At 59.7% G+C, this 13,612-nt stretch carries 17 protein-coding genes; 7 read left to right on the top strand and 10 right to left on the bottom strand.

All coding sequences use genetic code 11. The features are described from left to right. Positions 1-5 precede the first annotated feature (5 nt). Positions 6-845 carry a hypothetical protein gene (locus M3I56_RS24540; protein WP_254356184.1) on the top strand — a complete coding sequence of 280 codons (840 nt, stop codon included), beginning with the start codon at positions 6-8 and terminating at the stop codon, positions 843-845. Positions 846-1,005: 160 nt separating this feature from the next. On the opposite strand, the gene M3I56_RS24535 is transcribed toward M3I56_RS24540, so the two are convergent. The 6 genes from M3I56_RS24535 to M3I56_RS24510 all read right to left on the bottom strand — a co-directional run bounded on the left by M3I56_RS24535 (position 1,006) and on the right by M3I56_RS24510 (position 6,246). Further along, positions 1,006-2,037 carry a CAP domain-containing protein gene (locus M3I56_RS24535; protein ID WP_254344368.1) on the bottom strand — a complete coding sequence of 344 codons (1,032 nt, stop codon included), beginning with the start codon at positions 2,035-2,037 and terminating at the stop codon, positions 1,006-1,008. 194 nt (positions 2,038-2,231) lie between these two features. Further along, positions 2,232-2,600: a hypothetical protein gene (locus tag M3I56_RS24530; protein ID WP_254356183.1), complete on the bottom strand. Its 369-nt coding sequence runs from the start codon at positions 2,598-2,600 to the stop codon at positions 2,232-2,234. A 13-nt stretch (positions 2,601-2,613) separates the two neighbouring features. Beyond that, a complete protein-coding gene (locus M3I56_RS24525; protein ID WP_254316948.1) occupies positions 2,614-2,781 on the bottom strand; it encodes a hypothetical protein in 168 nt (55 codons plus the stop codon). Beyond that, entirely contained in the window at positions 2,782-3,987 is a 1,206-nt protein-coding gene (locus M3I56_RS24520) for a FlhC family transcriptional regulator (protein ID WP_254356182.1), read from the bottom strand. Between the two features lie 77 nt (positions 3,988-4,064). Then, on the bottom strand, positions 4,065-5,366 hold the full coding sequence (locus M3I56_RS24515) for a hypothetical protein (RefSeq protein WP_254356181.1): 1,302 nt from the start codon (positions 5,364-5,366) through the stop codon (positions 4,065-4,067). Between the two features lie 160 nt (positions 5,367-5,526). Next, positions 5,527-6,246: a nuclease-related domain-containing protein gene (locus tag M3I56_RS24510; RefSeq protein ID WP_254356180.1), complete on the bottom strand. Its 720-nt coding sequence runs from the start codon at positions 6,244-6,246 to the stop codon at positions 5,527-5,529. Positions 6,247-6,700: 454 nt separating this feature from the next. Here M3I56_RS24510 and M3I56_RS24505 point away from each other — a divergent pair, with 454 nt between their 5' ends. The 6 genes from M3I56_RS24505 to M3I56_RS24480 all read left to right on the top strand — a co-directional run bounded on the left by M3I56_RS24505 (position 6,701) and on the right by M3I56_RS24480 (position 10,704). Continuing rightward, a complete protein-coding gene (locus M3I56_RS24505) occupies positions 6,701-7,042 on the top strand; it encodes a hypothetical protein (protein ID WP_254316944.1) in 342 nt (113 codons plus the stop codon). A 111-nt stretch (positions 7,043-7,153) separates the two neighbouring features. Next, positions 7,154-7,582, top strand: a complete 429-nt coding sequence (locus tag M3I56_RS24500) for a hypothetical protein (protein ID WP_254356179.1) — start codon at positions 7,154-7,156, stop codon at positions 7,580-7,582. Between the two features lie 83 nt (positions 7,583-7,665). Next, positions 7,666-8,394, top strand: coding sequence for a hypothetical protein (locus tag M3I56_RS24495; RefSeq protein ID WP_254316942.1), 729 nt, complete (start codon positions 7,666-7,668; stop codon positions 8,392-8,394). 12 nt (positions 8,395-8,406) lie between these two features. After that, positions 8,407-9,000, top strand: a complete 594-nt coding sequence (locus tag M3I56_RS24490) for a single-stranded DNA-binding protein (RefSeq protein ID WP_254356178.1) — start codon at positions 8,407-8,409, stop codon at positions 8,998-9,000. A 252-nt stretch (positions 9,001-9,252) separates the two neighbouring features. Next, positions 9,253-10,389, top strand: coding sequence for a primase-helicase zinc-binding domain-containing protein (locus tag M3I56_RS24485; RefSeq protein WP_254356177.1), 1,137 nt, complete (start codon positions 9,253-9,255; stop codon positions 10,387-10,389). A 96-nt stretch (positions 10,390-10,485) separates the two neighbouring features. Continuing rightward, positions 10,486-10,704 carry a hypothetical protein gene (locus tag M3I56_RS24480; RefSeq protein WP_254316939.1) on the top strand — a complete coding sequence of 73 codons (219 nt, stop codon included), beginning with the start codon at positions 10,486-10,488 and terminating at the stop codon, positions 10,702-10,704. Positions 10,705-10,778: 74 nt separating this feature from the next. Here M3I56_RS24480 and M3I56_RS24475 read toward each other — a convergent pair whose 3' ends face one another. The 4 genes from M3I56_RS24475 to M3I56_RS24460 form a co-directional block, all read right to left on the bottom strand. Continuing rightward, positions 10,779-10,994 carry a hypothetical protein gene (locus tag M3I56_RS24475; RefSeq protein ID WP_254316938.1) on the bottom strand — a complete coding sequence of 72 codons (216 nt, stop codon included), beginning with the start codon at positions 10,992-10,994 and terminating at the stop codon, positions 10,779-10,781. A gap of 32 nt (positions 10,995-11,026) precedes the next feature. After that, the gene (locus tag M3I56_RS24470) at positions 11,027-11,182 is read right to left on the bottom strand and encodes a hypothetical protein (RefSeq protein ID WP_254316937.1); all 156 of its coding nucleotides are present in this window, start codon (positions 11,180-11,182) and stop codon (positions 11,027-11,029) included. Positions 11,183-11,367: 185 nt separating this feature from the next. Further along, a complete protein-coding gene (locus M3I56_RS24465) occupies positions 11,368-11,802 on the bottom strand; it encodes a hypothetical protein (RefSeq protein WP_254316936.1) in 435 nt (144 codons plus the stop codon). After that, positions 11,799-12,806, bottom strand: a complete 1,008-nt coding sequence (locus M3I56_RS24460; protein ID WP_254356176.1) for a PRTRC system protein D — start codon at positions 12,804-12,806, stop codon at positions 11,799-11,801. The genes M3I56_RS24465 and M3I56_RS24460 overlap by 4 nt, the downstream gene beginning before the upstream one ends. Positions 12,807-13,612: the final 806 nt, after the last annotated feature.

The following is a 13,612-nucleotide window of genomic DNA, read 5'->3' as shown; positions in this document are numbered from 1 at the left end:
CAACGATGAAAAATGGCATGTCGCGCTGGCAGCGCGTTGCAGTTGGACTGATTCTGTTGCTCGGCGCGGCGAGCGCGAAAGCAGAGGCGCCAGCGCACTGCGCCTACGGATATCAGGACTCGAGCTGCCTTGGGCCGCAATACCGCGCGGCGCAGACGCCACCAACATGCTCGACCGGCGCGGGTTGGACGACGCTCACGCCGGCGAAGTGGATGGGCTCGGGATTTACGCAGCCGCAGTGCAATTACCAAGCGCCTCCATCATGTCAGACCGGCTGGCAGGAGATATCTGGTCCGTCATGGAACGGTAGTGCTTGGGTCGGTCTGTCATGCCAGATACCCCCGGCACCGGGTCCAAATACCTGTCAGTACGGCTTTGCGAGCGGTCCCACATGGAACGGTAGTTCGTGGGTTTATTCCTGCAACGCGCAGCCGCAGAATCCAGCCGCGATTTGTACCGCTGCTGCCGCAAACGGGACGGTCATCTCTGGCGGCGTTGGTTACACTAGGCAGGCTGTGGCCGGTTCGCAGTTTACCCAGTACACGAATTTTACCCAAACAGTTTGGGGTCAAAATACCGACCACTACTTTAATTGGCCGTCGTATTCGCTCGATGATCCATTTGGGAACATCGATATAAGCAATGCACAGGCAGTTTTGGGACTACCGCAATCAACCCTAACGGTGGACTCCTGGTATTTCGCCTCCTATACAGGTCCAGGGTTTGGAGGTGCCGCTGGAGGGACCTATAACACTTACGTTGCTGCCTGTGCGTTAAACCCGAGCGGACGTGTTGATGGAGTGCAGATGTCACAATATTATCCAGCAGTTTACGACGCAAACTGAGAAACGCCCCACGCGCGCAAAGCGAGTGGGGCATCTTTCGGGCGGTCGCGCGAGCGACCAAAGGGATTTTCGCCAAAGAAAGATTTTGTTGACGGCGGAACAAAGAAAAAAGCCCCACAAACTCTGTGGGGCATTTTCGTTGGCGGGATGATCGCTTTCGTTATCCGACCATGTTCCCGGTCGTGAACGTGAAAGGCGGCTTGGTGAAGGTGTTGCCGTTCACCGTGCCGGTCACGTTTACCGTGTACGTGGTGTTCGGAGCCAAAGGCGTAGCCGGGTAAGCCACGGCCTCATACGGTTGAATCAGCTTGTTCGGGTCGTTGGCCGAATCGAGCAGTTGCAGGTTGATGACGTTGCCCGAGGGGTCCGTCATCGTGCCCGTTTGCAGCACAATCGTATCGGTAGCGTTGCCCATTACAACGACAGGCGTGCCAAATGCGCCCGATGTATTCGGCGGCGTCGGCGATTCGGCAGTTTCCTTGTACGGAACGCCGGTTGTGCCCTGGCACGGGAACGTCAGAGGCGCGCTTGTGGTGATTTGCTGCATCGACGGATTCAGAAGGCTCAACGATCCCCATGCAGCCGGGAAGCCGCTGATCGCCGTCTCATATTCGCCAACGCCCATCGTCGTAACCGGGGTCAACAGAACCGGCGCGTGGTACACGCCCGCAATCCATGCGTACATCAGATTCTGGCCGTACTCCGTTTCCGTGAGTGTCGATGTGGTGTAGTAGTTCGCGCTCACGCCACCGCCAATCGCGCCGGACGGAAATCCGAAATGAACAGCACGATCAAGGTAGGTGACACCCGTGAAGCCTTGCTGTCCCGACGTTTCCGTATCCGATACGACACTGTTCAGACCGAGATACATCGCGTGCGCCTGCGCAGCTTGATCGAGAACCGTGTTTTCCTGAACTGCCGGGAAACCGCATTGCTGCCGGTAGGCGTTCACCTGGTTAAACATCGCAAGTTGCGCGGTGTTAGCTGCGTATTGCGGCGTCGTTTGCGTGCCTGTGACTGTTTGGCTGCCCGAACTCGACGTACCACCGGACGACGAAGTGCCGCCGCTGTTGCTGCTGCTACCGCTGTTGCTGCCGCTGTTGCCGCCACCGCCACCGCCGCCGCAAGCGGCAAGAGTCAATGCGGCTGCGAAAGAGATCGCGGTGAGCGCGGTGATTTTCATCGATTTCATGTTATTCAGGTCCTTGGTGGTTTGTAGCTGCGCCCCTCGCGCGAGCCTGATACCAGTTTGCCAGGCCGGAACGGAAGTCAAGTTCCCGTGGCGGAAGCGGGGCACACTCTAGGGGTAAACGGAAAGAATCCGAAAGTTCTTTAAGCGAAAACTGAAGAAGCCCGCCGGTGAAGCGGGCTTCTATGCGAATTGCGTCAATTTCCGCGCTTGCGGCGCTTTCGATGGAAGACGCGCAGCCCGATGAATGCGGCGACCAGAAGGGCACCGGTTGACTTCGGCGCGATGCCAGCGAGATGGGGAACCGCCTGCCCGCCGATCCAGACCGCCGTAAAGGCGATAAGTGCGTGTGCGACCACTGGACGGTTAAGCAGTGAAAGCATCCTGCTCGGTCGCCCTTCGATCCATCGAGTATATTCCTCGTTGATCTGTTCGAGGTCGCTTGGTGCACCGTGCACTGTGAGCGCCTTGCGATAGAAGCTCTCGTACTGGTCGAAGCGCAGGTCTCCGTATCCGCGAAGCCAAGCCGACGTGCTGTCGCGAACCATCCACGCGAGGTCATTCATCGCAGCGCTCCCGTTAGTGCATCGAGCCTGCGTGCCACGGCACGCCGCCGACTGCGTCAACGATGCAGTGCCCGTCATCTTCGGCGTAGTACGCGCCGGTTTCGGGGTTCTGCCAGCCGAACTGCGCCTTGCCATCGGCGCTGAAGACTACGAGGCCGGCGGGAAGCTCGTGACTTTGCATTTAGACGGCTCCCTTCGCGAGTCGCACTCGGCCCACAAGGGTGTCGCTGCATGCCGGGCAGGTGAAGCTGTTGCGCATTTCGATCTTCGACTCGTTGTTCGAGACGATGTAGTGCGTGCTGCATTCGCGGCATGGCGCGATTGAAAGCCGTGCATCTGCGGCCATCGCTCGGGTGAGGTTGTAGCCACGATCGGTGGCAAGTAATGCGCGTCCTGAGGGGAACAGATGGTTGTACAGATCCGCGGCGGCGATCAGCGCCTGGGGCGTATTGGCGCCCATATTCAGCGCAGAACGATAGAGCCATATGAACACCGTCGAGTGCAGGCGTTGTTGGGGCCTCTCAACGAACCACTGCAGCGAGTTGGGCAGGTTGCCGCACGGGGAGGGTTTGCCGTGAATTGCCATGTACATCTGGCGAGTCTTGCTTTGGGGCAGGCGAAAGAGGGTCGCAGCCGTGCTGGCACGGCATCCGTGCGCCATGAGGGCGGCCGCGTACATTTCGTGAGTTTCCCGACCCAGGCGCAGGTCGGCCCAGTTCGCGGTGTGGGGCAGCTCGCCTGCGCGAAAGGGCGTCGTGGACATGATGTGGTGGGCGACCTGGTCGTAAAGGAGATCGTTCGCGGTGAACTCGAACCAGAATGCCGGAGAAGTGAAGCGCCACTGGAAAAGTGGCAGGTCGCGGATGCGTTCGAGCGCTGTGCGCAGTTTGTATCCGGGCAGTTCGCCAAGGTATCGAGCGAGGTCCGGGGTCATCCCGAGCAGCGGAGCACTCAGGACGCTTGTGTTTGCCACTGCCTGGATCACGTCGAGGAACTGGCGGTTGTGATGCAGGATCGCCTGCGTCGTAAGCGCGTCACGCACCGGCGGCATCTTGCGGCGCAGTTCGTCAACCGCGCGCGTCGTGGGCGTCGCATCGACGAAGCAGCGCCAGTCCTCAATGGTCGGCAGCGATGGCGAGAGCATGAGAAATGGTGCACCGAGGAGGCTTCGCAGCGAACTCTCGTTGCGACGCAGGTGAACGATCTCCTTGACCTCGACGCGATAGATCGCGTTGAACGCTGGGTTCGAGATCAGGACATCCTTGATGTGATCGACCAGATCGTAGTTGATGCCCCGGATTCGTTCGGCGATCCATCGGGGAAGGTAGAGCCGCTCGATGGCCTTGTAGTCATCCACGGACTTGACGTGATTCGGTTCTGTACTCATTTTTTCCAATTCTTATATTTTTCGGTGTCTCTCGCGCGGCCATTCGGTGTGGCCACAATCGCGGAACTCGTTACAGGTTATGCAGCCTTCACTGCGGCGGTGATCTCGAGATGGAACTTGCCGACGAGGTCGCCGAGAGCCTGAAACAGCGGCTTGAAGCGGCCGGGATTGCCGTCTGCGGTGCAAAGAAGCTGTGCGCTGCTGTAGCGCTGTGCGAAAGTGCTGAAGTCTTTCACGAGCGCATTCATTTCTTCGTCCAGCCGTCGTGCAGCTTCGACGGCAGCCGTGCCTTCTTCGAGTTCCGCTTCGAGCTGCGCGCGCCGCTCCGACTTTTCCTCGAGCTCGGCGTCGAGTTCGCGCTTTTTCTCTCGCAGTTCGTCATAGAGATCCTCTAGGCGCTTGAGGTCTTCCTTCACCTGTGGGTCTTGCATGTCGGGCTTGCGCGCACTCAGAGCGAGATTCTCACGGCGCACGGTGTCAAGCTTTTCCTGCGTGTCATGAAGCTGCTGGTGGAGCGCGCTGGAGCTCTGGCTGCTCAGAGTGAGTTCGTTACGCAAGCGGTCCGTGGCGTCCTGCGCGCTCTTCTGCTGAGAACGCAGCCGCTCGATCTCCTGCTTCAGGCGATTGGTTTCGCTCGATGCAGAGTTGAATTGCTCCATGAGGCCGGCGTACTCGTCGTTTACCGATTCCAGTTCTTCTTTGTCTGCGGCGATACGGTCCCGCTGCTGCCGAAGAATTGCGATCAACTGCTGGACGGTCCGTGTGGACATTTCCGGATCTTGCTTCTTCTTCGCAATGATTTCCTCGACGATGTCGTCGGTGATATCGCTGGCAAGGAGGTACTGCATGTCGGTCAGCCGCAGAAATTCAACGGCGTCGCTGTTCTCGTTGAATCGAGCGTAGGCTTTCAGATGCAGAAGGATCTTGCCTTTCGAGATCCGGTGAAGCTTTTCAAGATAAGCGACTGCTTCCCTGCTCGCCCGTTCTCGGGTTTTCTCGGTGTTTCCATAGGTGGTGGCGTAGTTGGTCTGCACGCGGCGGATCACCTCGCCAAACTTGAACCCGAGATGCATGTGCTCGTGCATGATGCGGCGCACCGATTCGTTGATCTCGGCACTGGTCTGCATCAGGTCCTGGAGCGCCTCTTCCGGAAGCTTGTCGCCAAACGCCTCGCGAGCCGCGAGGGCGATGTCAGCATCCGAGGGCAGGTGGCGGTCGTAGAGGTCTTCGCCGATGCCGGTATCGTCGTTCGGGAGCGTCACGCCGTCTTCCGGGATGGACGGATCGAACAGGGAATCGCTAGATGACTTCTTGTTGCGGTGGTCCTCCGGGATGCTCGGATCGAACGAGGGATCGACAGGTGGCTTCTTGTTGCTCATGGTTATTTTTTCCGTGCGTGTTTATGGAGCGCTATTGGTTCGCGCCGCCATGGACTCTTTGTGCGCGCGCAGGTACAGGCCTAGCGTACGCGTCCATTCCGGCGTAGGTCCGGCGAAAGATGATGAAAAACATGCAGCTTTTGCTTAGTCGCGCGACTATTCATACGGCATTTCCGAAAACAACTTTAGGGTTAACCCGTACACGTTCGTAGTGTTCCTCTAGATCTTTCTCGTCAATTGATGCGTTGAGCATAATTGCTTTCCAGGCAGTACTAACATTGACCGGTTTCTGGCCAGAAAGCCTGAAATTGTGGCGTTTTAGTCGCAGGCAATGCGACAGCTCGTTGCTGTGAATGAGCGTAGGAGGCAGGTCCGGATGAAGCGTGCAATCCGGTGCGGCGAACACACCCAGCCCCTCAATCGTCCACACTTTGGGAAGTTTTGCGTAAAGGAACGCGACCTTCGTCCTGTTCTGGGCAAGGGGCGAGCGGCGCGTTTCGCGCTCGCCGTTGATGGCGACACGCACCAACTCATCACAAGTGGCACCGGGTTCGATCAAGCCAGACCAATTCTTTGTTTCGATCACGAAGAGGCCGAACGGCGTGACTGCAAGATGGTCGATCTCCGCAGTCGGAAAGGCGGTACCCGGCGCGTGGCGAAGAAGCACGGCGCCGTCGTGCAGGTAAAAGTCGTTGCCACACAGGGCCGTGAGAACGCGGCGCAGTTCTGCGCGCACTGCCTCCTCGCCTGCTTCTCCGCGCACGAGCGCGCGTGTGGCGGGTGAGCGATCGCCGAAGCGGGCCGTGCGCTTACGTGGGACGCGCCGGATCAATCGCCAGCCGACGAAACCGATAGCAAGAAGAGCGAAGATGCCAGGCATGAGGACCCCCTGTAGTGATGTTGAGTCCAGTCTGCCAGGGTTTGCGGGAAGTCAAGTTGCGGCCCGGGCGTTGAAGGCGGCGCTCGCGCTCAAGCCCGAAAAGCTGCACAAAAAGTGCACCATTCCGGGTTTAAGCGTTTAGGCGCCTAAACGGACAGGTTGAAAACGGGACGGCCGAACGTAAGCCCACCGGAATTCGCGATCATTCGATCGCGCACTACCCCGATCGATCCATTAGCCTGAACGTATCCCCGCGTCTAGCACGCATCGAAATGCAGCACGGTACCCGTGCCGCCCCCTCCTTTTACTTTCCGTTTCGCGAGTCCGTTCGCGGTGTCCCGTCCATGGGTCACGGCGAACGCGCTACGCGCCGGTTTCCCTGCTCGACACGAGCATCGAAATCCCAGGCCATGCCTGGCTATCCCCTGGTGCGTTAATTTTTCTGGAGAGAAAAATGCTGAATCTTTTGATCAAGGATGTGCTCAAGTCCCCGGGCAAAGTGCTCGCCTTGTGCCTCATCGTATATCTGGCTGCGACGTCGTTCTTCGTCAGCCTCTTCCTCGTTGGTCTTGGCGTACGCTGGCTGCAGAAGAAGGCGAAAGCCCTCGAGGCAACCGAGCGTGAAGCTGCACGCGAAGCCGCCGACAAGGCGCGCGAGCAGGCACAACCTGAGGTACAGAAGGCTGCTGCCGCAGTGGCTCCTGCTTCGACTGCAACGCCTGTTCAAACGGCTCCGGCGCGGCAGTACGCCAAGTCGGCAGTTGTCATCCCCCTGAAGAAGACCGGGACCGACTAAGGACCCTGTCATACCCCTCCGCCGCGGCATTGCCGCGGCGGCCCCTTGCCCAAGCCGGGAATCCATTCCCGGCCAAGGGTATGCGATTGCCCGGCTTCACCGGAGCAATCGATGAAAGCAGAAGTCGCTGCATGGCAGCTCGACATCTTCGGCGAGGCCTCTCCGGTACTCGTCGTCCCCCCTAAACCCGAACCACTCCCGGATCCGCAGTACTGGAGTCCCGCCGTTCGCGAGGCGCTGGTCGACGCGTTGATTTCACTCGCGCTTGACAGCAGACACGGCGAAACGCTGCCCGAATCACTCATGGACTGCGCATCGTTGATCAATGCGCGGTTGCGCAACGTCAGGGTGGACCGCTCCGCGTACTTCACTGCGCTTGGCTGGATCATGAACTACTGGCCAACTGCGATCCCATATGAGTTCGTCTGTCGCGTGGGCGGCGTCGATCCCGAGACGCTGCAGGAAGTGATACTGGAAAGGCCGTTGCTCAAGCGTGATCTCGAGGAGCTGCGTGATGCCTGTTTCGGCACGTTGCTGTAGGAGGCACCGTGGGCACACATCATCTTTTTCGCGTACTCGCGGACTTCCTTCCCGGACGGTCTCCCAGTGTCCAGGCATCGCCTATGCCTAGCGCACCGCCAACACGCTGCGAACCGCAATCTCCGACGAAGCCGCGCGAAGTCGGGCAGGGCGCATCCAACGAGACGTTCGTCACGATCGGAGGCGTGTTGCATCTTTTCGTTGACGAGGGCGACTGTATTGCACAGTTCCGGCCCGCGTTTGAGGAGACGCCGCGCGAGACTCCGTTCGGGACGAAGATTCTTCCCGAGGTCGCACCGCACTGGTCACTCCTTCGGGAGCATCGCGTTCCGCTCAAGGACGCAATCTCGGTGGCAATTCGTGCGAACGGCGTGCCGACTGCGACCCCTCCGGACCAGCCGCAAGTTCCGATATCTCAGGGCGCTGCAGGCGAAGATGAAACGCAGCATGCGCCCGTGCGGCGGCGGGCGGCGCGAGAGCACGTCGAACGCGGCGACGATAGCCGCGCTGCGACGACCGGCAAGGTCCTTGGCTGGGGTGAGGAGAAATTTCCGAACCGCAGACCGACGGGCAAGCCGTTTTACACCTCGTTCGCCATGCATATCGAAACCGCGATGGGCGAGCGCACGCTCCAGGGTGAAGGCCTGAAGGATGCGATCGCGCAAAGTGGCTGCCGCGTTGGTGATTCCGTTTCGGTTCGTCGTCTCGAAAAGATCAAGGTACCGGCGTTCACCGATGGCGGACGCCCGATCATGAAAAATGGCCAGCAGGTTCTTTGGGACAAGTGGCTCTGGTCAATTACACGTAAATAGGAGCGTTACTCCATGGCATCTGTAAACAAGGTCATCCTCGTCGGCAATCTCGGCGCGGATCCTGAAGTCCGTTATTTGCCCAGCGGCGACGCTGTGGCCAACATCCGTCTCGCGACCATCGACCGCTACAAGGACAAGGCGTCGGGCGAGTTCAAGGAAATGACTGAATGGCACCGAGTCTCGTTTTTCGGACGCCTGGCTGAAATCGTGAACGAGTATCTTAAGAAGGGCTCGTCGGTCTACATCGAAGGGCGCATCCGCACACGCAAGTGGCAGGCGCAGGACGGTACCGATCGATATTCGACGGAGATCGTTGCAGACCAGATGCAGATGCTCGGCGGCCGCAGCGGTGGCGAGCATCGTGAGCCTGGCGGTGATGACGAGGGGTTCGAATCGCGTGAAACCGCGCGACCCCAACGCAATGGAGGCAACGCTGGCTCCGGCTCACCGCGTGCAGCTTCCAGCGTCCCGCCCCGGGCAAGGCCTCCCCAGTCCTCGGCTGGTGGCGGTGCAGGTATGCGTGCGCCCGCCGGCGGTGGCTTTGATGAAATGGACGACATTCCGTTTCGAGGCCTCTATCCGAGTGCGGCATGGGCTGCTATCTAATCCCGTAAGGGCTCACCATAGCGATCTGCGACTCCCGCAGATCCTCACCTGACGTTTCGTGGCGCGCCTTCGGGTGCGCTGCGCAACGCCTACCCACTGTCGACGGCGCATATCGCGCGCCTCGCTTCCTCGCCTACCTGAAAACTGTTCAAAAGAGCCGCTCGCTTCGCGTGGGCCGCTCCTTTGAGCAAGCGTTTTCACGCCTGTCTCAGGCACCGACCCAACCCACTTCCAAAAATCGGAGAGTGACTAATGAGTACATCTGGACGCGGGCTGCCACCCGAGAAGTACGAGTGGCTGCAACGCAAACTGAAGGAATTCACACTCTCCCCGGAAGCGTGGATTTCGACCTTGATGAGTTACGGCATTTCCGCCGACTGCCTGACCGGTAACGCAAGTTCCTGTCCGGTGTGCGGCGGCGATGACCGCTTTACCTATGACAACAAGAGCGGCCGCGGCGACTGGATTTGCCGAAAGTGCAATGACGGTTATCCGATGGCAGGTGACGGACTTCAGCTGATCGCCCGTGCAAACCGCATGGCGCTGTATCGACTGATGTGCGAGCTCGATGGTGGCTCACCGCCGACGTCACGCGCGCCGCTCAACTCGACGGCGCCCGCGCCCAGGCGCAAGGCCGATCCGGCGTTTGTCGCAAGACGACTGGATGCCATGTGGAGTAGCGCGCAGCCTCAGGCTGTGGGCGATCTGTCGATGCGCTATCTGCAGGATCGTGTGCCTGGCCTCACGGCCGGACCGTCGCCGGCGCTGCGTCTTGGCTTGCTTGAGTATCGCCACGACAAGAAGGTGCTCGGCGAGTGGCCGGGCATCGTGGCGCGATTCGAATTGCCCGATGGGTGTCTTGGCACGCTGCATCGCACCTTCCTCGATCCGGTCAAGCCTGCGAAGGCGACGATTGTGTCGCGGGACGGCGAGATTCTCGATGCGAAGCTCAACGACATGACGCTCAACCCGCTTGCGGGCGGCGCAGTGCGATTGATGTCCCCCATCGACGGGGAGATCGGTGTGGGCGAAGGGCTGGAAACAGTCTATGGCGCACACATGGAGTTTGGTGTGCCGGTGTGGAATTGCCTGAACCGCATCCTGCTCTCGAAGTTCGTTGTCCCGGAAGGTCTCGGGATCAAGGTCGTGCACATCTTCATGGACTTCGATGACATCGATCCGAGGACGCGCCAGTCGCCGGGCGTGAGTGCCGGCCTGGTCCTCGCGAAACGATTGCGTGCTGAAGGCTATACGGTCGTGCCGCACCGACCGAAGTTACGTGGGACTGACTTCGCGGATCAATGGAAGTCGCGCTGGATCGCAGCACATGGAACTGCCCCCCTGGGGCGTCCAGCATCTCACGCATCACGCGTGGCACTGGCCATTTGATTGACGCCGGCCAGTCCGGCATTTTCTTGAACCAGCCCGGTGGGGATTCGTCCCCGCCGGGGATGGACCGTCGGGCTCTTTTCTTTTGAGGTTGAAATGAGCTTTTTCCAGATGAAGGTGGGCAACATGTTCACGATCGTGGCCACCAACGGTGCAGCAAACGGGCACCAGCCAGTGCTCAAATCGGACGCGACTGGCTACGACGTGTTCGATCGGAGCAGTTGCAAGATGGTCTTTCGCGATCAACCCTTCGACGCTGCGTTCGACTTCTGTACGAGACGGCTCTCGTTCGTATCGGCGAAGCCTGTTCAATGATTCCAACGCTAGAAGCAACGGCGGCTCCCACATCGGGAGCCGCCGTTTTTTTTCGTCCATACGAAACGCCTCATCTACAAAAACATGCGGCGACACGTGAAAAGCAGTGAGATCGCGGTGCGCACGGCGTACAGAAATCCCACTGCCCAGGCGAAGCCGACGCTGCCTGCAGTGAAGAGCAGCCTGCCCGAGTCCTGGAGTCCTGCGGCGTAGAGGGCTACGCCGAGCATTGCCACGACATAGCAGGCGAGGGCGACAGCCGCGCGTCGCGCGAGCCAGTGCCAATGCATGAAAGTTGTCCATGCGCTTTCAATCCTGTCCATTACTGTTCCCCAACGTTGTGGGCGCCGTCAAAGAGCACGCCGCCAAACATCCAGCCAGCGATTGCGACCGCGACTAGCGCGCCGATATAGACCCAGGTGAGGGGCTCGTCCAGGCGTTGACCGTGGAGGATGGCGAAGAGACGTTCGTATTCCATGTTGACTGCTCCTTTGAAGTTTATGTACCGGTGCAGGAGGTTGCACCGGCATCTGATTTGATGATGACATGCCCACACTGAAGTCAAGTCGCGCGGCGCTGCTCACCCTTCCACCGTCCCCTCGGTCCTAATAGGCGGCACGCTCGCGGACACGTAGGGAAAGGGAGAAAAGGGGCAGCGCCTGTTCAATCAAACTGAGCAAACTCATTGCTGAGCGCGTCGCCGAATGCCGATCCGGAGTCGTCGGAGTCGGCAACCCGAACAGTCTGGAACGCGTCTGACGATGCTCCCATTTCGGCTCTCGTTGTAGATGGGGCAATTGGGCCGCGCGACACCACCGCGGAGGTGCCCGTCGCGGCATTCTGCGATGGCGCGACGTCTAGAGGGACCGGGGTCGCCTGCCGAATGTACACCGGTACGGCGGTCGCCTCTCGACGGTCCGGGGCGCCGCGCTCGACCGGGTGAGCATTGCCCATGGTCTCGTCCCATAGCCTGGCTTCAGCGAGCGCGCGGAACACGATTGCGCGCTCGCGCGGCGAGCTGCATGCACGCAGTCGCTGGTAGAGCTTCGGCGAGACAAGTGGATTGACCGTGACGGTCATCTCGATCTTGTCGCTCATGCTACGCGGCGCTCGCTCGCAAGGCGTTCGCCAACAAGCAGGAAACCTCTCGCGTTGGCCGTGCATGGGGAATCGATCACCTCGATCACAATGCGAGGGAACGCATGCCGGATCACGGATGCATAGAGTCCCGCGCCACCGCCGGAGAGGATGATCGATCGCACGTTCCGCAAATGACCGACGCTGTTCTGCATTTCCTTCACGACGTCGGTAACGATCGGACTGGCCTTCTCGAGATAGGGCGAGAGATCGACGTCCTTTCCGTAGAGAAGGAAAGGCTTGTATTCGCGCAGCGCCTTGTCGATAAGCTCAATCTCAGTCACGTTATCGTCTTCGTCCACGGAGATCAGACGCGCGATGCGCTGATAGATCTGTGACGCGCCACCAAGCATACCGCCGCTGCGCGTGTCGTCCATTGCGAAACCGTTCGCATAGACCCAATCGGTCGTGAAATAGCCAACGTCGATGACGAGATGCGCGTCGTCGCGATTGAAGCTGTCGCCACGCGTACTGGCAGCAAATACGAGTGAGCCTAGCGGCTGGGGGATCACGACGACGCGCTCGACGACCACTCGACCGGGGCCGAAATCGTGTGCACCAACAAAGCGGTCCTTGAGCGCGGCCGAATACTTCTTCATGTTGTGCACGGGCAGGCCAAGTACCAGACGGTCAATCTGCGTGATGCCAGCAAAATGGATAGCGCCGAAAAGTAGCGCGGCATAGTTGTCGGTCATCACGTAGTCGTCGGCGAGAGCGCGGCCTGTCTTGCCATAGGCAGCACTCAGCGAGACGTCGGGTCCAACTTCATAGTTAATCCCGTCAATCTTGATAGTGACCACCTTTCGCGATGCGAGAACGCCTTCACCGAATCCAGAGAGCGAGTGGGTTGCAGCGAGCGGGGCGAGTGAGGGAAACATGCCCGTCGCGACCGTGCCGCTCGCTGCGCGGTGAGCGTATTTGGTGTTGCCGTAGCCAACGTCGATAGCGAAGACTGCAGTTTTCATGGTGTCTATGTTCCCTGGTTAGAACGAATCGGGTGAACGGCAAAGTTAGACGTGAAGTCCGACTTCATCCGGGATCTCAAAAGGCTGTGGAGCCCAGTTTGAAATGGCATGTTGCTGAGTCCAGTCTATCGAGCGTAGTGGGAAGTCAAGTTTCCAAAAGCGCGCTGGAACAGGTCATCTTTTGCTCGCGGGCGATTGCAGCGAGCGCCTATTCTTGTCAGTACCTGTCGCGCCCCTGGCGCATCGACCTGAAGTGCATGGCACTTCGCGCGTCCTGTTTCTGGCCAAATCGGCCAACGCCCCCCCGCCCGCAAGGGCAAACTTCCCAAGACTGTCCGCGTGCCACCGTGACGCGGCTTTTTTTCAATCAGATCAAGTCCACCCTGTCCCACTCTGAGGACCACTGGACAGTGCGATATCCATACGATCGGCGGGTGTCCGCCGGAATGCGGCGCAATGAGACAAAGTGGGTGCGGATAGTTGGACAGTTCGCGCCCTCGGTCTCATACGCCTTACACACGTTCCTTCAGCCCACAGCGCTGGGTGCGTTCACGAAGCCCGATACACCGCGGCGGAGATGAACGTGCTTCGGAACGGGGGAGAGTCTGCACGCTGGCCACGCCAGTGTTTCGCGCCTCCCTGTACGGAAGATAGAACGGTCCGCGCAGCCGTCACCAAAAATGCGCAACAGGAATTGCCCGGCAGTTGGCCCGGGCACCCACAGGCCGGACGGCGCTGTGTGGTGTCCAGATGCGGAAACGCGTCCGGGGGCCGGTCGGGTAGCCACAGCAGGCGGCAAGGCAGCA

It is taken from the genome of Paraburkholderia sp. CNPSo 3281 (assembly GCF_024206515.1).
GTDB lineage: Bacteria > Pseudomonadota > Gammaproteobacteria > Burkholderiales > Burkholderiaceae > Paraburkholderia > Paraburkholderia nodosa.
Note: the sequence above shows the minus strand (reverse complement) of the source record. Positions and strands in the feature narration are given on the sequence as shown.